The organism is Paenibacillus mendelii, from assembly GCF_024498075.1.
In the GTDB taxonomy this organism is placed as follows: Bacteria; Bacillota; Bacilli; order Paenibacillales; family Paenibacillaceae; genus Paenibacillus_Z; species Paenibacillus_Z mendelii.
Genome location: NZ_JANHOF010000004.1, coordinates 244,460 through 265,501, shown reverse-complemented (window position 1 = coordinate 265,501; position 21,042 = coordinate 244,460). Strand labels below are relative to the sequence as shown.

21 protein-coding genes are annotated in these 21,042 nt (G+C 50.8%); 18 read left to right on the top strand and 3 right to left on the bottom strand.

Features of this window, described 5'->3' with window-relative positions:
• Nucleotides 1-4 precede the first annotated feature (4 nt).
• The 9 genes from NNL21_RS15500 to NNL21_RS15460 all read left to right on the top strand — a co-directional run bounded on the left by NNL21_RS15500 (nucleotide 5) and on the right by NNL21_RS15460 (nucleotide 9,105).
• A complete protein-coding gene (locus tag NNL21_RS15500) occupies nucleotides 5-574 on the top strand; it encodes a response regulator (RefSeq protein WP_256555270.1) in 570 nt (189 codons plus the stop codon).
• 7 nt (nucleotides 575-581) lie between these two features.
• The gene (locus tag NNL21_RS15495; protein WP_204818174.1) at nucleotides 582-872 is read left to right on the top strand and encodes a hypothetical protein; all 291 of its coding nucleotides are present in this window, start codon (nucleotides 582-584) and stop codon (nucleotides 870-872) included.
• Between the two features lie 77 nt (nucleotides 873-949).
• A complete protein-coding gene (locus NNL21_RS15490; protein ID WP_204818173.1) occupies nucleotides 950-2,623 on the top strand; it encodes an amino acid permease in 1,674 nt (557 codons plus the stop codon).
• Between the two features lie 221 nt (nucleotides 2,624-2,844).
• Entirely contained in the window at nucleotides 2,845-3,522 is a 678-nt protein-coding gene (locus NNL21_RS15485; RefSeq protein WP_204818172.1) for an MOSC domain-containing protein, read from the top strand.
• Nucleotides 3,523-3,686: 164 nt separating this feature from the next.
• Nucleotides 3,687-4,595, top strand: coding sequence for a polysaccharide deacetylase family protein (locus NNL21_RS15480; protein WP_204818171.1), 909 nt, complete (start codon nucleotides 3,687-3,689; stop codon nucleotides 4,593-4,595).
• Between the two features lie 207 nt (nucleotides 4,596-4,802).
• Entirely contained in the window at nucleotides 4,803-5,810 is a 1,008-nt protein-coding gene (locus tag NNL21_RS15475; protein WP_204818170.1) for a 2-oxoacid:ferredoxin oxidoreductase subunit gamma family protein, read from the top strand.
• A gap of 34 nt (nucleotides 5,811-5,844) precedes the next feature.
• The gene (locus NNL21_RS15470; RefSeq protein WP_204818526.1) at nucleotides 5,845-8,151 is read left to right on the top strand and encodes a thiamine pyrophosphate-dependent enzyme; all 2,307 of its coding nucleotides are present in this window, start codon (nucleotides 5,845-5,847) and stop codon (nucleotides 8,149-8,151) included.
• A gap of 103 nt (nucleotides 8,152-8,254) precedes the next feature.
• Nucleotides 8,255-8,548 (top strand): hypothetical protein, encoded by a 294-nt coding sequence (locus tag NNL21_RS15465; protein WP_204818169.1) that lies wholly within the window; start codon nucleotides 8,255-8,257, stop codon nucleotides 8,546-8,548.
• A 41-nt stretch (nucleotides 8,549-8,589) separates the two neighbouring features.
• On the top strand, nucleotides 8,590-9,105 hold the full coding sequence (locus tag NNL21_RS15460; RefSeq protein WP_204818168.1) for a hypothetical protein: 516 nt from the start codon (nucleotides 8,590-8,592) through the stop codon (nucleotides 9,103-9,105).
• 45 nt (nucleotides 9,106-9,150) lie between these two features.
• Here NNL21_RS15460 and NNL21_RS15455 read toward each other — a convergent pair whose 3' ends face one another.
• Entirely contained in the window at nucleotides 9,151-10,161 is a 1,011-nt protein-coding gene (locus NNL21_RS15455; protein WP_204818167.1) for a YpdA family putative bacillithiol disulfide reductase, read from the bottom strand.
• Between the two features lie 188 nt (nucleotides 10,162-10,349).
• On the opposite strand from NNL21_RS15455, the gene NNL21_RS15450 reads away from it, so the two are divergent.
• Nucleotides 10,350-10,883 (top strand): ADP-heptose synthase, encoded by a 534-nt coding sequence (locus tag NNL21_RS15450; RefSeq protein ID WP_204818166.1) that lies wholly within the window; start codon nucleotides 10,350-10,352, stop codon nucleotides 10,881-10,883.
• Nucleotides 10,884-10,976: 93 nt separating this feature from the next.
• Here the strand turns inward: NNL21_RS15450 and NNL21_RS15445 are convergent, their stop codons facing one another.
• The gene (locus NNL21_RS15445) at nucleotides 10,977-11,528 is read right to left on the bottom strand and encodes a hypothetical protein (RefSeq protein WP_204818165.1); all 552 of its coding nucleotides are present in this window, start codon (nucleotides 11,526-11,528) and stop codon (nucleotides 10,977-10,979) included.
• Nucleotides 11,529-11,676: 148 nt separating this feature from the next.
• Here NNL21_RS15445 and NNL21_RS15440 point away from each other — a divergent pair, with 148 nt between their 5' ends.
• The 3 genes from NNL21_RS15440 to NNL21_RS15430 all read left to right on the top strand — a co-directional run bounded on the left by NNL21_RS15440 (nucleotide 11,677) and on the right by NNL21_RS15430 (nucleotide 14,042).
• On the top strand, nucleotides 11,677-12,240 hold the full coding sequence (locus NNL21_RS15440; RefSeq protein ID WP_204818164.1) for a hypothetical protein: 564 nt from the start codon (nucleotides 11,677-11,679) through the stop codon (nucleotides 12,238-12,240).
• Between the two features lie 74 nt (nucleotides 12,241-12,314).
• Nucleotides 12,315-13,337 carry a M42 family metallopeptidase gene (locus tag NNL21_RS15435; RefSeq protein WP_204818525.1) on the top strand — a complete coding sequence of 341 codons (1,023 nt, stop codon included), beginning with the start codon at nucleotides 12,315-12,317 and terminating at the stop codon, nucleotides 13,335-13,337.
• A gap of 111 nt (nucleotides 13,338-13,448) precedes the next feature.
• Nucleotides 13,449-14,042 (top strand): thymidine kinase, encoded by a 594-nt coding sequence (locus NNL21_RS15430; RefSeq protein WP_204818163.1) that lies wholly within the window; start codon nucleotides 13,449-13,451, stop codon nucleotides 14,040-14,042.
• A 39-nt stretch (nucleotides 14,043-14,081) separates the two neighbouring features.
• Here NNL21_RS15430 and NNL21_RS36525 read toward each other — a convergent pair whose 3' ends face one another.
• On the bottom strand, nucleotides 14,082-16,010 hold the full coding sequence (locus NNL21_RS36525; RefSeq protein WP_204818162.1) for a PAS domain S-box protein: 1,929 nt from the start codon (nucleotides 16,008-16,010) through the stop codon (nucleotides 14,082-14,084).
• A 280-nt stretch (nucleotides 16,011-16,290) separates the two neighbouring features.
• Here NNL21_RS36525 and NNL21_RS15420 point away from each other — a divergent pair, with 280 nt between their 5' ends.
• From NNL21_RS15420 to NNL21_RS15400, 5 genes are all read left to right on the top strand, one after another.
• Nucleotides 16,291-17,328 (top strand): Gfo/Idh/MocA family protein, encoded by a 1,038-nt coding sequence (locus NNL21_RS15420; protein WP_204818161.1) that lies wholly within the window; start codon nucleotides 16,291-16,293, stop codon nucleotides 17,326-17,328.
• A 162-nt stretch (nucleotides 17,329-17,490) separates the two neighbouring features.
• Complete coding sequence (locus NNL21_RS15415; RefSeq protein WP_204818160.1) at nucleotides 17,491-17,820, top strand: hypothetical protein; 330 nt, start codon at nucleotides 17,491-17,493, stop codon at nucleotides 17,818-17,820.
• A 244-nt stretch (nucleotides 17,821-18,064) separates the two neighbouring features.
• Nucleotides 18,065-20,038, top strand: coding sequence for an acyltransferase family protein (locus NNL21_RS15410; protein ID WP_204818159.1), 1,974 nt, complete (start codon nucleotides 18,065-18,067; stop codon nucleotides 20,036-20,038).
• Between the two features lie 159 nt (nucleotides 20,039-20,197).
• The gene (locus tag NNL21_RS36520; RefSeq protein ID WP_256555269.1) at nucleotides 20,198-20,695 is read left to right on the top strand and encodes a sugar phosphate isomerase/epimerase family protein; all 498 of its coding nucleotides are present in this window, start codon (nucleotides 20,198-20,200) and stop codon (nucleotides 20,693-20,695) included.
• On the top strand, nucleotides 20,688-21,029 hold the full coding sequence (locus NNL21_RS15400; RefSeq protein WP_256555268.1) for an IolE/MocC family protein: 342 nt from the start codon (nucleotides 20,688-20,690) through the stop codon (nucleotides 21,027-21,029). Before NNL21_RS36520 ends, NNL21_RS15400 begins: the two co-directional genes overlap by 8 nt.
• Nucleotides 21,030-21,042 lie beyond the last annotated feature (13 nt).

Here is a 21,042-nt window from a genome sequence, read left to right as displayed (position 1 = left end):
GACTATGATCTATATGCTCATTGGAATACCGGCTATTATTATCGTTATCTTGCTCATTATCTTGCAACAGCGCCGGTTGGAGCGTAACAAGCCGATAATAATCCGCGAGCCACTGTTCGAATTCAATTCACCCTTCAATCCTCCGGTCGAGCCGGGGGAAGACTTCTCGGAGGACACACAGCTGCTTCAGAATGAAGGCGTTCAATCCGATTACACGGTATTGATCGTCGATGACCAGCCTGCTATACGAATGCTGCTGCGCGAGCTATTCGAGCTTGAAGGTATTGCTGTCTATGAAGCTCCGCATGGCCGGACTGCGATCGAGCTTGTTAAACGCGCACCTATTGATTTCATCCTGTTGGATCTAAAAATGCCGGATATGGACGGGATCGAAGTGCTTCGTGCGATACGGGAGATCAACACCGATGTTCATGTCGCGATGATAACCGCATATGGAGATCCTGATAAATTGGATACCGCGAAGCAGCTCGGAGTGCTTGCTTCCTTTACGAAACCGTTCGATATCGATATCGTGAAGAAATTCGTGTTGGCCAAGATGAAATCGGAAGGGTGATGAATCGTTGCGTGCACGACAATGGATCGGTGTGGTTGCCCATGTGCTCCTGGGATTCCTCTTTCCTTACGTGTTCATCGGTTCCATTATACTTATTAACGGATTCATGGCACCATCCACACCTCAGCAGAAGGTGACGGGAACGATTATAGCGCTTGTGTATACGATTGTATTGGTTATTGTGAATTGGCTGACGCTCAAAGGTCTCAAGAAGCGGGCTCGAACGACTGCCATTCTCATCCATATCGCTTCATTTGCAGGCGCCGGCCTGCTGATGTTTATGTCGCTCCGCTGGTAATTTACCAGTGGAGCTTTTTTTTGTGGTGATGATAGAAGACTCGTTCACATACAGTCAAGTATGGGGGTGAGGTTGTATTGGCTGTCATTATCGGTTTTTTGCTATTCATTGCGATCTGTGGCCTTTCGGTCTTCATCGGCTTCATCGCTCACAAGAAGCAGCGGCTATCGCTCCATCAGTCGCTCGCAGCGCATACGTCCTATGTTCGTTTCATGCAGGACAAACAAGATCTGAACAGGCTTGGGATTGCGCAGCAGCTAACCCGTTCGATGAACGGGTTCTCGGCATTCGGCTTGTCCTTCACCAATATGTCGGTCATTGGAGGCGCAGCCTTCCTGATGGCACCTGCGGTGGCAGCGGGAGGCCCGTCCGTGGTAGGCTTCGGCTGGCCGCTGATCGCGTTATGCTCACTCTTGGTCGCATGCTCGCTTGCTTCTCTGGCTTCTGCCGTACCGACCGCCGGTGGTTGCTATCATTGGTCCTCCGCCTATGGCAGCAGACGCATGAGTCTCATATCCGGGTGGCTGCACGCCGCCGGTTCCATTCTATTGCTGGCGGCGACCAATTTAATAGTGGGAGCTTGGTTAAATGACATCCTTGCAGCCATATTCGGCTATGAACCTCGGTTGTGGATGCTTTGGGCAATCGTAATATTGATGTATATCACGCAAGCGGCAGTGAACCTCTACGGTACGTCCTCGCTGGGCCGCATATTCTCCGGCTCCTCGTGGCTGCAGGCAGCGGTGGTGATAGGAACCATTGTTGTACTAGCAGTTTCGCAATGGCCGGGGCTTTACCCGCTGGAGATCCTCTTTCAGGCGAATCATCCACTTGAATCAACAGCCGGCAGCCAGTCCACTTCTTCCTTCATGGTGGGATTGCTTCTGCTGGCGCGGATGTTTCTTGGGGTTGGCTGCGCAGGCCACGCAGCGGAAGAGACAGTTGATCCCAGGATCAATACGCCGTGGGCCATCTACTTGTCTGTGGTATACACATTTATTTTCGGATTCGTGTTGTTTGCCTTCCTGCTTATGCATTATCCGTCCGCAGCTGGCAGTCATACGTCATGGTTTGTGCTGACAGAGTGGCTGCTTACCTCCTGGAAAAATTGGGAATGGATCGTCAAACCGGTTGCAGCTGCATTAATCGCATGGGTAGGCTGGAGCAGCGGGCTAAGTTCGATGACGACCGGATCACGCATGTGGTTTACGATGGCAAGAGACGAATCAGTCCCGCTGTCACTATGGTTCGCTAAGGTATCGGAACGTTTCCGGACCCCGGCTTACGCTGTTCTGTTGATAACCGGATTGGCTTGCCTCGTGAGCGCACCGGCTCTTATCTCAATGGCCTGGGGACATGAAGCAAGTCCGGCTTTCATTCAGCTGCTTGCCCTCAGCTTAAGTGCGCTGCATCTTGCCTATGCCGTACCGATTGCCTTGAAGTGCTATGCCAAATGGAAAGGAGGCGCCCCGTTGCCTGCTGGTCCGTGGCAGTTGGGACGCTGGGGTCTGCCGCTTGATGTCGCGGCTCTCCTATGGTTGATAACATCGGGCATATGCGCTCTCGTACTCGTGGATAAGCTGATTCTGCTCTATGCTTCAACAGTCTTGGTTCTGATTCTCATTGCTGTTGAAATCAAAGGTCGGGAGTGGAGCAAGAAGGGGCCGCTAAGAGCAGTAGGCACGGTTAAGTTTAGTAAACGCACAGTGGATGAAATGATTCGAATTGAGCGAAAATTTCCACAATATTAATTTCCCAAAAAAACACCCGTTATTTCCCGGGGCAACGCAGAAACCTACAGAAATTGCATGCTTTCGACATGGCAATTGACACTTTAAAGCAATATTCGTACACGTTTTTTACAATGGTTTAACGTCATTAAGTAAAAGGTGTAAAGAATGATGAATGATTTGCGAATCACATGACCCGCGCCTATAATTAGGACATATTTATACGGGGAAGTGATTGGGAAATGACGAAAGCCGGGAAATTGGTGTCGCTTAATGTGGCTATGCCCATTCAAGTCAACTACGGTAGCAAGGAAGTGATCACAGGGATCTTCAAACAGCCTGTCCAGAAGCGTCTGCATCTTGGGATGCTGGGGTTATCTGGAGACGGGCAGGGAGATCTCGTGAATCATGGAGGAATGGATAAAGCGGTATGCGTCTATTCGGAGCAGCACTTTCCATATTGGGAGAAAGAGTGGGGGCATGCGCCGGAAGCGGGGGCCTTCGGTGAAAATTTCACGGTTACCGCGATGACGGAGGAGCAGCTGCATATCGGGGACGTGCTGCATATCGGCGGAGCCGTCGTTCAGGTCAGCCAGCCAAGGCAGCCATGCTTCAAGCTGGCAATGAAGCATGGCCGGCCTGAGCTGACGCTTCAGGTACAAAGCAGCGGGTACACCGGCTATTATTTTCGCGTACTGCAAGAAGGCGATGTGGGATGCGGGGATGAGATGATCTTGGAGAATCCGCATCCTGCGGGCGTAACGATTGCCGAAGCGAATCGTGTTATGTACCGGGATAAGAAGGATATCGCCGGCATTCGAAGGCTTCTGGACATAGACGAGTTGTCGTCAAGCTGGAGAGAGACACTCACTTTGAGGCTGAAGAAGATAGAAGGGGAAGAACAAGCCAGCGCGAGATGAATTAGCAGCGATAAGATTAGAATGGGTATGAATAGATAGCCTATCGCCATATACATCAGAGTGAGAGTCATTGAAGGCAGGGAGCATGCCCTAAGGGCGTTCCTCATCTGGAAATGACGGTTGCGCGGCGGCAGATTGCTGCTGCCGTAAAGGAGGCCTCCTATATGTCTACGGCATTGGCGCTTGGTTACGGCCCGCAGGATCGGCTTCTAATCGTGAACGCCGACGATTTCGGATTATGCCATTCCACGAACCTTGGCATTGAACGACTGCTTGTCGATGGCGTCGTTTCTTCAGCTACGATAATGATGCCCTGCGGCTGGGCAAGAGAGGCAGCGTTATGGAGCGCGCGGCATCCCCATCTCGACGTCGGTGTTCATTACACCTTTACGAGCGAGTGGGATGCGATGAAGTGGGGACCGGTATACCGGGGCGGACCGACATTGTCGCTGGTAACGGCAGAAGGTTATTTTCAGCGGGATGTCAAACGGTTTGAGAGGCAGGCTGCGGCTTCAGAGGTTCGCTGCGAGCTTGCCGCTCAAGTGGAAATGGCTTTAGAGCTCGGCGTGAATGTAACTCATGCCGATAATCATATGGGAAGCTTATACGGCCTTCAATTAGGCCGTCACTTCTTGGTTGAAGTGTTTGAGGTTTGTGCTCAATACGGACTTCCATTCCGCCTGCCGAGACATCTGCTGCTTGAGAGCGGACAGGTAGCGCCGCCAGTGCTGGCGAAGCAGGCGCGCGAGATGGCGGAGCTGGCCGATTCGATGGGTGTCATCGTGCTCGATTATTTGCTTGGTCTTCCATTCCGGGCTGCGCCTGGTGAAACCTATGACGTAATGAAACAACAAATGTTAGGGATCTTAGGCAATCTGCACCCCGGAGTAACCGAGATTATTCTGCATCCTTCGCTTGTTACGGAGGAGCTGACCGCATTTCATGGCGCACCGGACCGGCGCGGTATGGAGATGGAGCTATTCCGGGACCCGGATATAAGGCAGAAGCTGCAAGCCGAAGGGATCATTCCCATTCGATGGCGGGATCTGCGAAATCTGCAGCGGCACGATTAGTATCTTGTAAGTGCAAGTCACAAGTCGGATGCGTTTAAATACAATAGAAGTAGACCGTTAAACACATTGTAGACTGCTTGCGGTACAGCAGGTCCAATGTGTTCTATTTTTCGTACAAGAAGTCTATTCGCGATTGTATAATAATGGTATACTGATTGTTGTGAATTTATAAAGAATTCAGACAATTAGGGAAAGGGAGTGGGAGGATTGACGGTTCTTCCAAAACAAAACGAGCTCGGATTTTTCGAGATACGTCTAGAGTCGATCGGTGGACTCGGAGCCAATCTGGCAGGCAAGATGCTGGCAGAAGCAGGCGTAGTTGGAAGCGGTTTCAACGGTGTGAGTTTTTCTTCCTACGGTTCAGAGAAGAAGGGTTCTCCAGTAAAGGCGCATATCCGGTTTTGCGATTTGGAAACGAACATCCGGGATACAACGCCGGTAGAAAGACCGCATATCGTCGGTATTTTCCACGAAAATTTATCCAAGACAGTCAATGTCATCAGTGGTATCTACGAAGACAGCGTTGTACTCGTCAACTCCTCCAAAACGTCGGAACAGCTCAGAGAGAAGATGAAGCTTCTCGGCGGTACCATCGCGGTCGTCGATGCAACAGGTATTGCACTCGAAGAGAAGAACCGCGTCAACATGGCGATGCTGGGCGGTCTGTTCCGGCTTTGCGACTTCCTCGACTTTGAACATATGAAGGTTATTATTCGCAAATCCCTTGAGAAGAAGTATCCCCAAGCCGTTGAACCGGCTCTGCGTACCTTCGTACGGGGATATGATGAAGTCCAGTCTCAAACCTTTGCGCTTCCCGAAGGGAAGTCCATGCCCTTGCCGACACGCTGGGATATTCCCGCGCTTGGTTATGCCACACAGCCGATGGGCGGGATGATTATCAATCCCGGCAATAGCGTTCTGAAGGATTTGAGCATATCTAGAGAAGGTATGATGCCTCATTTCGATGAAGACAAATGCATTCACTGCGCAGCATGCGATACCGCTTGTCCGGACTTCTGCTTTGTATGGGAGGAGCAGCCTGACAAGAAGGGCCGGCTGCAGATGTTCCTGCAAGGCATCGATTATCAGTACTGCAAAGGCTGTTTGAAGTGTGTCGTCGCATGTCCGACGGAAGCGCTCCAATCCGAGCGCGAGACGGACGGCTATGGCGAAGCGAATCGCGTGCCGCACCGATTCAAGTGGGCAAACGGGTGACTGTAAGCAAGCGAAGGGAGAGTGTAAAGAAACAATGGCCATCGAAATCAATAAGGAAGTAAGCCGTGGCAAGGTTGAACAGCGGATGGTGTATGAATCCGGTAATGAAATGGCTGCTTATGCCGCGCATCAGATCAATTATCATGTCATGGGATATTTCCCGATATCGCCTTCGACGGAAGTTGCGCAGTTCTTGGATTTGATGAAAGCAAACGGGCAGCATGACATCAAGCTGATCCCTGCCGATGGTGAGCATGGCTCTGCAGGGATTTGTTATGGCGCCTCAGCAGCAGGCGGCCGTGTCTTCAATGCAACGAGCTCCAATGGTTATTTGTACATGCTCGAGCAAATGCCGGTTCAGTCCGGAACTCGCTTCCCGATGGTTATGAACTTAGTTTGCCGTTCCGTGTCGGGTCCGCTTGATATCCATGGCGATCACTCTGATTTGTACTTTGCACTGAACACCGGCTGGCCCATCTTGATGTGCCGCGACCCGCAGGCCGTGTACGACATGAACATTATCGCACTGAAGCTTGCGGAGGATCCCGAGGTTCGGCTGCCGGTGCTGGTTGCATCCGATGGTTACTTCACTTCCCACCAGAAGCGCCGCGTCCAGACCTTCGCTGAACGCGCAGACGTGCATGCTTTCATCGGCGAGCAACCGCCGCAAGGCTACCTGCACGTATTGGACCGCAACAATCCCATTACGGTCGGCCCTTATATGAATGAACCTGATTATATTAACAACTGCTATCAGCAATCGGTTGCGATGTACAATGCCGCTCATGTCTTCGACCGTATCCGCCAGGAATATGAGGTACTGACAGGACGGGATTACCCGCTGCTTGATCTGTACCGGATGGAAGACGCCGAGGTCGCGGTTTTTCTGATGAATTCCGCTTCCGAAATTATCAAGGATGTCGTCGACCAGCTGCGTGCCAAAGGAATTAAGGCAGGCTCTATTGCGCCGAACATGATTCGTCCATTCCCGGCTCAGCAAATCGCGGAGGCACTCCAGCATGTGAAGGCGGTGACGATCGGAGATCGTGCCGATTCCTACGGCGGACATGGCGGGAACATGACCAATGAAATCAAAGCGGCCTTATTCACGCACGGCAACCCCGGCACGCTTGTAATCAGCCGGATTTATGGACTCGGCGGTAAAGATTTCTATGCCGAGGACGGCCACCATCTGTTCCAGCTGGCATTAGACGCAGCGGCTTCCGGGAAGGTTGATGTGCCATTCGATTATTACGGCCATACGCCGGGAGATCCGGAGAAAGCGCCAAAACGCGTATTGGAGCCAATGAAGTACGAAGATCTGAAGACGGGTCTGATTACAGTGGATCGCGAGGAATCGACCGGCAAGCTGAAGGTTAAGCTGCCGCCGATCAGGCAGCTGATGAAGAAGCCGAAGCGGCTGGCACCGGGACATGGCGCTTGTCCGGGCTGCGGTATTTTCTCAGGCCTAGAGCTGTTCTTCAAAGGCATCGAGGGCGATATCGTCGCCTTGTACCAGACCGGCTGCGCGATGGTTGTGACGACCGGATTCCCTTACTCGTCGCATAAAGCCACCTATATTCACAACCTGTTCCAGAATGGGGCAGCTACACTGTCAGGCGTCGTCGAGATGTTCTGGGAGCGCAAGCGCCGCGGCGAGCTTGATCAATACGGACTGCAGGATGACTTTACATTCGTCATGATTACCGGTGACGGTGGCATGGACATCGGTATGGGTCCGGCGATCGGCAGTGCGCTTCGCAATCATAAGATGATCATTCTCGAATACGATAACGAAGGCTATATGAACACGGGTGCCCAGCTCTCGTATTCCACACCGCTTGGCCACCGCACCTCGACCTCGAACGTGGGCAAGCATCAGGGGGGGAAGTTGTTTCATCATAAGGATACCGCTCAAATAATGGCGGCAACGAATATTCCGTACGTCTTCACGGGTTCAGAGTCCTTAGGCCAGGATTTGCTCCGTAAAGCTGCCAAAGCGCAATATTATGCGCAGAACGTAGGACTGGTGTACGGCAAAATATTGATCAGTTGTCCGCTGAACTGGCTGTCGGAAGAAAAGATTGGCCAGACGCTCATTGATGAAGCGGTCAATACTTGTTTCTTCCCGATGTACGAGGTGGAGAACGGCGTTACGACGATCACCTATAATCCGGAAGAGAAGGGAAAACGAATTCCGCTGGGGGATTGGCTGAAGAACATGGGCAAGACGAAGCATATGACAAGGCCGGAATATGCCGAAGCCTTGAAGATGTTCGAGGATGAAGTCGACCGCCGCTGGATGCGGCTCAAGGCGAAGCACGATAACCCCTATTTGTAGAGCATCCTACATCCATACAAGCGATGAACACGGGGCGCAGCCAGTGAGGCGGCTGCGCCCCGCTCCCTTGTCACCGCAAAGTTCCGATAAGGAGGGATCAGAGTTGCCATGCGTACTCCGTCACCGGATAACTGGTGATATAGCTTGCGGTTTTCTCCGTAATTCGTATGACCTTGAATATTTCGGCGCGTTATGGTGGGAAGATAAGGAAGATGCGGAACGGGAGAGAATCGATCAGCTGGTCCAATCCGGATACGAGCATGAATCGGATTGGGCAATCGTTGAGGTTGGGGAAGACCGGCTCAAGCTGTTTAACGTCAAGCTGAACAATGACAGGCGCAAGCGAATTCGATTCGAACGCGACGGAACGATAACCGTACATAAAGTAAATGTCTAAAGTCGCCTTCGTTCATACAAAGGAGGTGAGCATAGCCGGGTATGAATACAACGCAATATGAATATTTCCTTCAGTTGGACCAGCTTCATGATGATGCTTCTGCCGCAGAGTTTGGCAGGAAGCTGAGGTCGGACGGCTTCACGGCGGTACGGCGGTTTCTGGATGAATTTCGCGATTATTTAAGGCTGTTCGCAGATGAGGCAAGCGAACGAGCGGCAGAGCTGCTCTACCGTGCCCAGCGGGTGCTGCCGAATCCGGGGCATGTAAGCCCTTCTTGGACGGATGTCTGGAAGGAGTTCGACAGCATCATTCGAACAAAGACCTATGTGCTGGACTCGATTCCCGCTTCGGCTCGCGATGGAGAATGGCAGGTTCTGCTAGATAATCCCCATTCGAATCAGAATATTGCCGTGTACCCGGGCTTGTCTTTCATGGAAGCAATCTACATGTTTGCTTATTTTCGCTCGGATCTGACGCTTAATGAATATATTCGCCTGCAAAAAATCGACACGGTGCTCACGTTCACTGGAGCGGATCGTGCAGGTTTATCGGATTGAAAAAAGGTTTTGCTGCCGGTAGATAGCGGGCAGCAAAACCTTTTTTCATGAGGAGGATGGGGGCGTGTACGTGTTGACCCGCTCCGAGTCGATCAGATGGGCTGCAATTTTCCGGCCATGGAATCTGCCCGTTTCGATGAAAATTTCGTTCGCTTCCCTTTTGGATGCGACGACGCCAGCGAGATAGATTCCCGGGACGTTCGTCTCCATCGTATTTTCGTTGAAAGTCGGGTATCCTTCAGGCTCGATCGTCACGCCGATCGACGTAAGAAAAGCGCGATCGGGGTGAAAGCCGGTGAGCGCTAGAACGAAATCATTGTCGATCTGCACGGTACCCTCCGGGCTCTCGATCGTCACCGAGCGGGAGTCAATGGCAATGACGCGGGATGAAAAGCGCATGTCGATCCGTCCTTTATTGACCAGGCTCTCGAATGAAGGTCGGACCCAAGGCTTGATGCTCTTGGAATATTGTTCGCCGCGGTAGACAACCGTGGCGTGCGCGCCGACACGCTCAAGCTCCAATGCGGCATCGATCGCAGAGTTGCTTCCTCCGATGATGGCCACTTTCATGCCGGTATAGGGATGAGCTTCTCTGAAGAAGTGGCTGACTTTATCGAGATCTTCGCCCGGGATGCCAAGCTCGTTGGGATGATCAAAGTATCCGGTAGCGATAACAACCGCTTTCGCCTGGTAGGACAGCTGCTCACCGTGCCGGTTAAGGCTTGTCAGCTCGTACATGCCGCCAGCTAGCGGTGTAATGGAGGTGACAGCCTCATAGGCGTTTATTCGAACCTGACGTCTTAGCGCTACATTACGGTAGTAATTGAGCGCTTCTATACGGGAAGGCTTGTCATTAGCGGTCGTGAAGGGGATTCCCCCGATTTCTAGAAGCTCGGGCGTACTGAAAAAGTGCATATAGGTTGGATACTGAGAAATAGAATGCACGACATTCCGCTTCTCTATTATAAGCGCGTCCACGCCGACCGCTTGTAGTTCGATTGCAGCCGCAAGACCGCACGGTCCGGCGCCGATAATGATGATTTGTTCGTCAGTCATGGACGAGATACCTCCAAAAATTAGGATAAAACGCTTGCGCGGCGAATACTTGCAGCCAATGAAACATATCTATTCTAGCACAATTACGCAATCAATTCTCATTGCTTACGCATTTGGCTCTGTGTACAAGCGGCGTTATGATGTATAATAAACGCATATTCATGATACATCAACGAGGGGGAGATAGAATGCGACGGCGCTTTGTTATTGAAGCCGTAATGGTAGCCACGTATGGACAATTGCTCGTGCCAAGCCGGCCGGTCGATTTTGTCTTGCCATATTCGACAATCTTAGAGCTGTACGATATGAAGGACGGCGCGGAACCGGTTATGGACAATCCGGAGGATGACGCGCATGTCAAACAAAAAATAACCGAGCTCATCGCATTCTTCGAGGATCCGTTCAATCGCAAAAAGATCGAACGCGCTCTGCAGATGCCTTGGCGTGAAAGCTCGCCGCTCCTGTTGAACGATACGATTCAATTTACGGTTGTTCATGCGGTAGATAACGCTCATTATGGAGAGTACTTCGACCCGATCGAGACCGAGCTGCTGCTCACGTCGCTCAAGCTGGAGGTACCGCTGCTGTCCGACCAATTCGAATTTCAGGATCGGCTCATCGAAGCAGAGGTGCCCGTGCAAGTATACGATATCGAGGATTATGAGTTTGCTGTTGAAGAAGGTATTCCGTCTGCTGGATGGGAGACTACCCGGGACCGATAAGGTGCGTCAAGACCCCATTGCAATTGCAAATAACCCGCCCGGGCACGTAGGCCGAGCGGGTTAGCTTCGTTTGTTCAGCATAACAGTCGATAACTAACATAGAGCGAATAAGATTTGGAAGTCGGGTATGAGGCAAGGGTTTAGGAACGGATAGCAATAGCCGATGACGAAGCCGAATAAATTGGTGATCGGCCAGATGAGAAAGACATCATTGAAGGTAAAGGCCAGCGACCAACGATTGTAGCAATAACCCTGCAGCACGCGTTCATCGGAATATCTGGGAGAACCTGATCCAAGCTGTGCGAATTGGACGGCTTGCTGAAAGGATTGAGGGCGCTGTTGGATGAAGTTTTGCAGGGTTGCAGGATTGCTCTTTAACAAATTATATAGAAATATCATATCTGCGGGCGGCTGAAAGTTGGGTCGCGGATGTTGTCCGAGTATTGTAACCAGGTTGTCCTGCGACAGCTGAGACGGAACGCCTGGCTGCATGGGAGGGGACGGAAGGGGAAAGGTTCCCTGCTGACCGCCGGGGAATGGAAGCGGCATGGTTCCCGGCTGCGGAATTGTACCGGGCTGTATAGGCGATAATGGGAAGGAACGGATCGTAGCTTGCCCGTTCGATGATTGGCATTTACAAGACATGAATTGACACCCTTCCTGTTGACCTTAATGCTTCATAGTATGCGATATCCGCCTAAAAGTGCAGGTATGCAGCGTATGGTATAATCAAAGCAGATCATGACAAGAGCGTCATGCGGCACACCGGAATAAGCGTAATGAAAGGACGATTATGAAAAAACTGCTTATCGCTTGTATCGTCATTCTCTTGATCCTAATCGTGGCCGTATTCGGTGCATTATGGTATGTATCCCCAAGCGAAACGCTCGATCTAAACTATAAAGAGGTGCCGCTCAAAGAGCGTTCGCTCGATATGGTACGCCGTCTAACTCCCGAGCTCGTATTGACCGAGGATGATGTGAATCAACTAGGGAAGGCTGCGCTATCAGGGCAGACGGAGTATCAGCCCGGTGTGGTCATTACCGGTGCCAAGTTTCGCTTGGCCGGGGACCGGCTGGTTGCCGATGTGAATGTCAAGTTGAAGGACCGGATTCCGCTCGGACTCACACTCACTTACCGGCTTGAATGGAAGGAGCCGGATCTCATCGCGAGAATTGAAGAGGCGAAGCTGAAGGATATTACGATTTCGAATAAATGGTTCGATGATGTCTTTATCCCGCTTGGCAGTTATCTTCCGGGTCTGCTCAAAGTGGATCAAATCCACATTGGCGATGAGAAATTGACGATTACCTTTCGAAAGCCGACACTTCCAGAAATGCGGAAGCTGCTCGAATAATTAAGGTCGTTCATAAAGAAAGGGGCATACATCCATTGTCTACACCTTTACAGCCAAAGCTTAACGAGCGCTACATGCTTGATCTACTCAAGCGGCTCCTTCAAACGCCAAGTCCAAGTGGATACTGCATGCACATTATGAAGCTGCTCCAGGATGAGGCGGCCAAGCTCGGCTATCAGATGGAGTCGACGCCCAAAGGCAACGGGATCCTAACCATTGACGGAGCCGCTGACGGCGGTGCGACCGGTCTATCTGCGCATGTCGACACACTGGGCGCGATGGTGCGGTCCATAAAACCCAATGGCATGATCCGGTTTACGCCGATTGGCGGCTACGCCATGCACACCATTGAAGGGGAATACTGCCTCATTCATACACGTGACGGAAGAAGCTACGAAGGAACCGTGCTCTCTACGAAGGCATCCGTTCATGTCTATCCGGACGCTAGGGATTGGAAGCGGGAAGAAGCGAACATGGAAATTCGCATCGATGACAAGGCAGCCACGAAGGAGGAGGTCGAGCACCTGGGTATCTCTGTAGGCGACTTCATCTCCTGGGATGCCCGGACGCGTATGCTGCCGAATGGGTGGATCAAGTCCCGCCACCTGGACGACAAAGCCAGTGTAGCTGCGTTGTTTGGCTTGCTGGAATGGATGAAGCGCGAAGGTCAAACACCGCCAAGGCCAATTAAGCTCATCATATCCACATATGAAGAGGTGGGGCATGGCACCGCCTACCTGCCGCCTGATATAACGGAGTTAATCGCGGTAGACATGGGGGCTATGGGTGATGATCTTTCGACCACGGAGCGAGATGTATCCATCTGTGCGAAAGACTCATCAGGTCCATACGATTACCACATGATGACGAAGCTGATCGACCTGGCGAAGCGTGAAGCAATTCCTCACGCGGTTGATATCTATCCTTTCTACGGATCCGATGCATCAGCTGCTCTCCGTGGAGGAAGCAATATCCGGGCAGCCCTGATTGGTCCAGGCGTACATGCTTCCCATGGGATGGAGAGGACGCATCGGGACGCAGTCGTGAATACGGCTGCTCTGCTTATTGCCTATATCATGGAGCCGATAGACGCCTAAGTTAATGTTAGCTCGTTCGTTCCGAGCTAGGCCTGTGCGTTTGGACGATGTCAATGTGACGAATCTCTTGTATAATAGCTGCTATCGACTTCAAATCAGGAGGCACGATCATTGGCACATCTTTATTACAAATACGGCACGATGAACAGCGGCAAAACATTTGAAATTATTAAGGTCGCCCATAACTATGAGGAGCAGGGTAAAGCGGTCCTCATCTTCTCGCCCGCAGTCGATACCCGGAGCGGGGAAGCGCACATCGGATCGCGCGTAGGCTTCAAGCGGCCTGCAATTCCTATCCAGGAGAATACCGATTTGTTCGAAAGCGTCCAATCTTATCAGCCAGCTCCCGGACCGAAACAAATTTATTGCGTGCTGATTGACGAAGCGCAATTTCTGATGAAGCATCATGTGCTGGAATTAACCCGGATCGTAGATGAATTGAATATTCCGGTGATGGCTTTCGGGTTGAAGAACGATTTTCAGAACCAGTTGTTCGAAGGCAGTTATAATCTGCTCGTACAGGCAGATAAAATCGAAGAGATAAAAACCATCTGCTGGTACTGCGACCGCAAAGCCACCATGGTGATCCGATTTCGTGACGGTCAGCCGGTGAATGAGGGGGAGCAAATTCAAGTCGGGGGCAACGAGGATTATAAGCCGGTATGCCGGCGTTGTTATAACGAGGCTTTTCATAAACAGAGTTGAGCGCCCCCTAGGAGGCGCTCTTTGTTTTGTTATGATGGGCTACAAGTCTTCCCGTACCCGATTGAGGGTCTTCTCTATGATATCGGAGACAACTTCAATACTGACGGGTTTACTGACGTATTCATCCATGCCGGTAGCTATATATTTCTCGTAATCACCTTTAATGACATGCGCCGTGACGGCCACGATATAGGGCATTCTCTTGGACGTTAACGATTCCTTGATCATCCGGGTAGCTTCGACGCCATCCATCTCCGGCATTTGAATATCCATGAAAATAATGTCATAAGGAAAGCGTTTGACCGCCTCAACGGCATCTTTTCCATTGGAGACGACGGTTGCGTTGTATCCAAGCTTCTCAATCATTTTTTTCAAAACGATCTGATTCACTTCATTATCTTCCGCGATCAGGATTTTTATCGAGTTATCGTTACTATTGTCGGAATAGGAGGATAGATCGGACGATATGGAGTCCGCATGGGTGTCGCATTGAAAGTTGGCCGTAAATATAAACGCGGATCCGGGTTGATCTGTACCGGGTTCATACCAGATTTCCCCTCCCAAGAGTTGAACGAGCTTGCGGCAAATGGCTAAGCCTAGTCCGGTTCCCTCGACCTTGCGCGTCATATAATTATCCACCTGATAAAAAGGTTCGAATAAGTGGACAACCTTCTCCGGAGGCACACCGATGCCTGTATCCCGTACCGCAAATTGAAGGCTCACGGTATCCTCGGTTTGCTGCTTACAATCGACCGTGATCGATACCGCTCCATTAAGCGTGAATTTTATTGCATTGCTGAGTAAATTCATAAGCACTTGTTTTAGCTTTGCAACATCCCCATGAACAAAATCGGGAACCTGAGGACAGACGGACGTCATCACCTCTAAATTACGTTGAAGGGCTTTCGGCATGATAACGTGGAGTGTTTCGGATATAATGCCCCTCACGTTGAACGGTTCCTCAATCAATTCGGCTTTGCCGGATTCGATTTTGGAGAAGTCCAGAATATCATTAATGATCATCAGAAGGGTGATGCCGCTTTTTTTAATAATTTCAACGTATTCATGTTGCTCGGAGTCCAAATTCGTCAGCAAGAGCAGGTCCGTCATTCCGATGACACCATTCATGGGCGTGCGGATTTCGTGACTCATCATAGCCAGAAATTCACTCTTCGCTTTATTCATCTTTTCAGCGGCTTCCTTTTCAATAATCAGCCGTTTTTGTTCCGTCATGTCTTTCGCGATGATGTAATAACCGACCGTTTTGTTCTGAATGATAATAGGAGCCAGCGTTGCCAGTACTTCGACCTCGTAACCGGATTTACTTTTTATAAAATTAATCGATTTTTCAACATTGCTATAATCGGTTGAAACGGATAGCACGCTGGCCAGATTTCTTTCGCCAATTAATCGGGAAATTCTCGATCCTACCAGTTCTTCAATCTTATATCCGGTGAGGTGCTGGGCCATTTGGTTTCCATTGATAATCTTGCCGTCCAGCCCAAATGAAATAATGGCATCGTGGTTGTATTTTTTTAATGAGGTGTAACGCTCAATGCTTTCCTGCAGCTTGTTCTCCGCAAGCTTGCTCTTCGTAATGTCGATGATTTGTTTAATATAGAACAAAGGCTTTCCATCTTGTTCGTCGCGTATAAGCGAAACATGCAGAGAAGTCCATATGGTATCTCCATTCCGCTTCTGGTAACGTTGTTCGACTTCAATCTGAGAATGAACGCCATCCCGAAGTTGTTTCAATTTGTTATCGTATTGGCTTGCATCCTCAGAGAAAGTCAAATCTGCCGTCGTAAGCGTCTTCAATTCCTCCGCGGTATACCCAAAAATCTTCACCAGCGCCGGATTAACGTGCACCCAATGCTGATCCAAGGTTACTAAAGCAATGCCGACCGGAACATTCTTATAGACATGCTCGTATAAAGCCTGCTGATCAAATAATTCGATATCCTGCACACGCTGCACCCCCTATGATCTATTATTATACGACACCCTCATTATCGTTTCTATGCGATGATCGAAGAGAGAGTTCTCTATCGATATCAATGAAACACCCAATACATAATAACCTTATCCGAATAAACTAAAACTCAAAAAACCAAAATTATTGGAAAGCGCTGCAGGTACAGCGAAATCGCGAGTGATCTGCTGTATACGGACATCAAAATAAGGGTATCCAAAGCAGGGTAAATATGGCATTATGAGAGTGAAAATATATCAATAGGGAGTGATTGCGTTGACAGCTAGCGTTAAACTGCGCGGTGCGGTAATCGGTTATGGCGGAGCCTTTAACATGGGCAAGCACCACGCCTCTAAGATGATGGGTTCTGGAATCGATTTTGTAGCGGCTTGTGACTTGGACCCTGCCCGGGCAGAGCAGGCTAAACAGGATTTTCCTGATATACGGGTGTTTACGAATGTTAGCGAGCTGTTGGCGCAGCCGGATATCGATCTTGTTACGGTGATTACACCTCATAATACACATGCACCGCTCGCTGAACAAATTCTTGTAAGCGGTAAACATTGTATTCTGGAGAAGCCGATGTGCATTCGTGCCGAGGATGCGGATAAGCTGGTGCAGCTGGCATCTCAAAGAGGGCTCATGCTCTCCGTGTTCCACAATCGCCGCTGGGACGGCTGGTATTTAACCGTAAAAGATTTGGTTAACCGCGATCTCATCGGGGACATCTTCCATATGGAAATGTATATGGGCGGATACAGCCAGCCCGGTACCTGGTGGCGCTCGAGTAAGGAAATATCCGGCGGCATGTTTTACGATTGGGGTGCGCATTATATCGATTACCTGCTTGGCCTGGTTCCGGGGAAGGTTCAATCCGTGCGGGGGTACATTCATAACCGGGTATGGCATGACGTGACGAACGAAGATCATATCGAAAGTCACATTCAATTCGAAAGCGGTGCAGCTGCGCATGTCGAAATGTCATCCATAGCTAGAGCAGGCAAAGCCATGATCCGCATTCTGGGCACGAAAGGCGCTGTCGTGGTTAACAACATCGGGGATAGCCAGATGACCCTGTATTCGGAGGTTAATGGTCTTAAGATTGAAACGAGCGTACCCTGCCTGAAGGAGAATCATGATGCGTATTATCATAACATCGCCGATCATCTCTATAATGGGGCAGAGCTGATCGTCAAGCCCGAGGAAGCAAGGCGCGTCATCGCTATTCTCGAGACGACAGAGCTCTCTGCGTTAGCGGGCAAGGAACTGGAGCTTCCGTATGAAATCAGCCTTCAAGAAGAACAAGCTGTATAGATAGATTCGGTTTATATAAATGGACGAGAAACGCCATTCCTGAGATGGCGCTTCTCTTTTTTATTTTCCGGGGCTGCATGCTTAAAGAGGAACGCAGCTGTTTAATAACCAGTACGACAGAAAAGTCGATAGCTGATCAAGCTGATAAGGGCGGTGAATGCAATGACAATTCATTATTCATTAGACTGTTCGACAATTACGATTCTGGTGAAGCAGGTCGAGGAAGACAACGGCGACCGTTACAATGTCAACATTCAAAGTAACAGTAATCCGCTTAGCTTCGGTAACACGCTGTACGCGGCTTCTACACCAGAGGAAGCGATACAAATTGCCGATCAGCTCTGCACGTTCTATTCGATGGCCAGAGAAAACGGATACATTCTTGAAGGGAAAATCTTTACCAAACCCGACAAAGCCGATATTCTAGCTGAAGATGTGCTGGTACAGCGAAGAGGCAAGGACGAGTTACAGGCTTTATTGATGTCGGATTAAATAGAAATACGGGAAATTAACGCAGGGCTTCTACGGAAGTCCTGTTTTTATTTGCGCGGAAGAGCTTCTGGAGCAGGAATGCCGTGGCGTTACTAATTTGTAAACCATCTCTTCTCCGGACGTGATAAAGTGGGAACGAACTTAACATCCACGAATCACGGAAAGGGCGCAGAACATCATGATCCGCAGCAGAAAGACTTCAAGAACAGGACGACGATCGATTAAACAATCAGAGAAAGTGATCATGCAGCCCGGAAACGCAGGTGCGAATAAACGGCGTTACATGCCAGGGCTTGATGGACTGCGGGCTATAGCCGTGTTGGCCGTGATTTTCTATCACATGAATCTAGGCGCAGTCCCAGGAGGCTTCCTGGGTGTAGGCGTATTTTTTGTTTTATCCGGTTATTTGATAACGGATTTGCTTGCCTCGGAGTGGCGGCAGCAGGGGCGCATTGATTTAAAGAGCTTCTGGATCAGGCGCTTCCGCCGGCTTCTTCCGGCACTGGCCGCGTTTCTTATGACCGTGACGGCATGGACATTATTCATGAACACCTCGCAATTGCTCACATTACTTGGCAATGTCCTCTCGGCAGCCCTTTACATAAATAACTGGTGGTTAATCTTCCATCAGGTATCGTACTTCGACAGCTTCGGCCCACCCTCCCCGGTAGGACATCTGTGGTCCTTGGCGGTTGAGGAGCAATTCTATGTGCTGTGGCCGTTCCTCATGCTTCTCGGCTTTCGGTATGTGAAGCGCCGCGGCCGGCTGTTCGGGCTTATTCTTGCGGGAGAAGCGGCTTCTGCGGTCGCGATGGCCGTGCTCTATGTGCCTGGATCTGATCCTAGCCGAGTTTATTATGGAACGGATACGAGAGCATTCGGTCTATTGATCGGAGCGGCGCTTGCGATTGTATGGCCGAGCGCGAAGCTAACCGAAGCTTCAGAATCCCGTTCAAGGCGTACAATCGACTTGATTGGCGGAGCGGGGCTGCTGACAATTTTAGTGATGATCTGGCGCGTCAGCGAGTTCGATGCGTTTCTATATCCGGGCGGGTTTGTCCTGTTGTCAATTGCAGCTGCAGCTGCCGTTGCGGCGCTTGCGCATCCGGCGAGCAGGCTCGGTTTATTACTGAGCTGGAAGCCGTTAAGGTGGCTGGGCACGCGCTCATACGGGTTGTATTTGTGGCATTATTTTGTTATTTGCATAACGAATCCAGTTATCCATACCGGTGGAATCAATCCAGCCCTGATCGTCATCCAGTTTATCTTAAGTATCGGATTTGCAGAGCTGTCGTGGCGCTTGGTCGAGAACCCCTTTCGCAGCGGTAAAGCGAGGCAGATGTGGACGAACATACTTAAACGGACTATTCTGAGCCATCAAGCGAATCATCGGAGAGCTTCACACCGGTGGAGAGCGGTTGCTTGGACGATGCCGCTGCTTATTATCATGATCCTTATTGCAGTCAATCGGGATCTTATCATTCATGTGAGCTCAGCGACGTCCATAACCGATAGCGATACGGTGCAAATTCCAGGTGCGTCCACTGAAGGCGTGAGCCGCCCGAGCGGACCGGAATATCAGCAGCAGCCGGATATCGGCCGGGTTGACACCGATGGGAACGAGGGAAGCTCCAGGAAGGAAGTAACGGATAAGACTGAGGTTCCCATTCCTGTAGATAACAGCAGTGAGCCTGAGGCTATGGAGAAGCCTGACAGCTCGGAGCTGCCAGGTAATGCAGAGAAGCCAAGCAGCATTACGGCAATAGGCGACTCTGTCCTGCTGGGAGCTGCATCGGAGCTGGAGGAGCTCCTGCCGGGCATCATTGTGGATGCAAAGATCGGACGGCAGCTGTCACAGGCAGCAGAAGCGGCGGCAGAGCTTAAGGCTAAAGGGAAATTGGGCTCGCGGGTTATTATTGAATTGGGAACGAACGGCCTCTTCACGAAGAAGCAATTAAGAGCGCTGCTGGAATCGCTTCAAGACGCTCATCAGATCATCCTGGTCAATACCCGGGTGCCGCGCAAATGGGAGCAAGCTGTTAACGATACTTTGAAGCAGGTGGCTGCTGATTATGCCAACGCTGTGGTTGTCGACTGGTACAAGGCAAGCATGGGGCATGATTCCTATTTTCAGAAAGACGGCGTCCATCTAAAGCCCAAGGGTGCTAAGGCCTATGCAGCGCTTATTGCCAGCGCGGTTGGTCCGATTACCGAATAAACCGTAGTTTCCATCTCAGGCGAGCGGCTCTATTCGAAGCCTTAATTTATATTGTAACTTAACCCGCTAGCGTAGTATGCTTCAGATGTGGGACACCTTGGACAGCGAGTCATGGAATTGCCGTATGCCATATTAGGAAGGTAAGGAGGGATCACACCCGTGCCTTATTTATCGTTAACGACCTGGAGCCTGCATCGACATCTCGGCCCGCTGCGTTGGACGCGCTGGGTAGCGGAGAGCAAAACGCAAGCTGTTGAAATCCAGCACCAGCCGGAAACCGTCACGCTGCTTGAACTGCCCAGCGTCCTTGAGGAGAAAGGGTTTTCCGCTGTGGAGGTTTGCCATTTTCATCTGCCCGAAACCAGTGAAGACTATTTTAGCAAGCTTCGAGCGGCCGTGCAGGCTGCCGGAATTCGGCTTTACTCGTTGCTGGTGGATTACGGCGATATTTCGAGCAGCGATCCTGAGCGCAGGAGCGCTGATATCGCATTCATGAAGCAATGGATTGATTACGCCTCGGCAGCGGGTGCGGAGAGAGTCCGTATCATTGCAGGAGATGCGGATCCCGCCGACCAAGAAGGCTTCGACCGGGCAGCCGGCGCGCTGTTGGAATTAATCCGAATACGCTTCGGACCGCGGGGTTCGGATCGTGACTGAAAACTTTCATCCTCTGGCCTCGACGGCGGATAACTGTTTAGCTCTGCTGGACAGGTGCGGGGATAGACTTGGCTTCACATCCGACTTCGGGAATTTCAAGGGTCCAGATAAGTATGAGTCACTGTCACGGACGGTTCCTGCAAGCGAGTCGATTCACGCCAAAGCAGTGACGGATACGGCGGGCATGCCGGATGGAGATGAATTTGTACGCTGCTTGGAGATCGTGAAGCTTGCCGGCTACGAAGGTCCGATAACGCTTGTTTACGACGGTCCTGGCGACATGTGGGAAGGTATTGAGAGGGTAAGGGCGTTAGCTGCTCCTTATCTGACATAACGGGGGAGAATGA

Coding starts and splice junctions, on each gene's coding strand:
- NNL21_RS15500 (WP_256555270.1), top strand. CDS start 5: ATGATCTATATGCTCATTGGAATACCGGCTATTATTATCGTTATCTTG.
- NNL21_RS15485 (WP_204818172.1), top strand. CDS start 2,845: ATGACGAAAGCCGGGAAATTGGTGTCGCTTAATGTGGCTATGCCCATT.
- NNL21_RS15480 (WP_204818171.1), top strand. CDS start 3,687: ATGTCTACGGCATTGGCGCTTGGTTACGGCCCGCAGGATCGGCTTCTA.
- NNL21_RS15470 (WP_204818526.1), top strand. CDS start 5,845: ATGGCCATCGAAATCAATAAGGAAGTAAGCCGTGGCAAGGTTGAACAG.
- NNL21_RS15460 (WP_204818168.1), top strand. CDS start 8,590: ATGAATACAACGCAATATGAATATTTCCTTCAGTTGGACCAGCTTCAT.
- NNL21_RS15455 (WP_204818167.1), bottom strand. CDS start 10,161: ATGACTGACGAACAAATCATCATTATCGGCGCCGGACCGTGCGGTCTT.
- NNL21_RS15450 (WP_204818166.1), top strand. CDS start 10,350: ATGCGACGGCGCTTTGTTATTGAAGCCGTAATGGTAGCCACGTATGGA.
- NNL21_RS15445 (WP_204818165.1), bottom strand. CDS start 11,528: ATGTCTTGTAAATGCCAATCATCGAACGGGCAAGCTACGATCCGTTCC.
- NNL21_RS15440 (WP_204818164.1), top strand. CDS start 11,677: ATGAAAAAACTGCTTATCGCTTGTATCGTCATTCTCTTGATCCTAATC.
- NNL21_RS15435 (WP_204818525.1), top strand. CDS start 12,315: ATGCTTGATCTACTCAAGCGGCTCCTTCAAACGCCAAGTCCAAGTGGA.
- NNL21_RS15415 (WP_204818160.1), top strand. CDS start 17,491: ATGACAATTCATTATTCATTAGACTGTTCGACAATTACGATTCTGGTG.
- NNL21_RS15410 (WP_204818159.1), top strand. CDS start 18,065: ATGCAGCCCGGAAACGCAGGTGCGAATAAACGGCGTTACATGCCAGGG.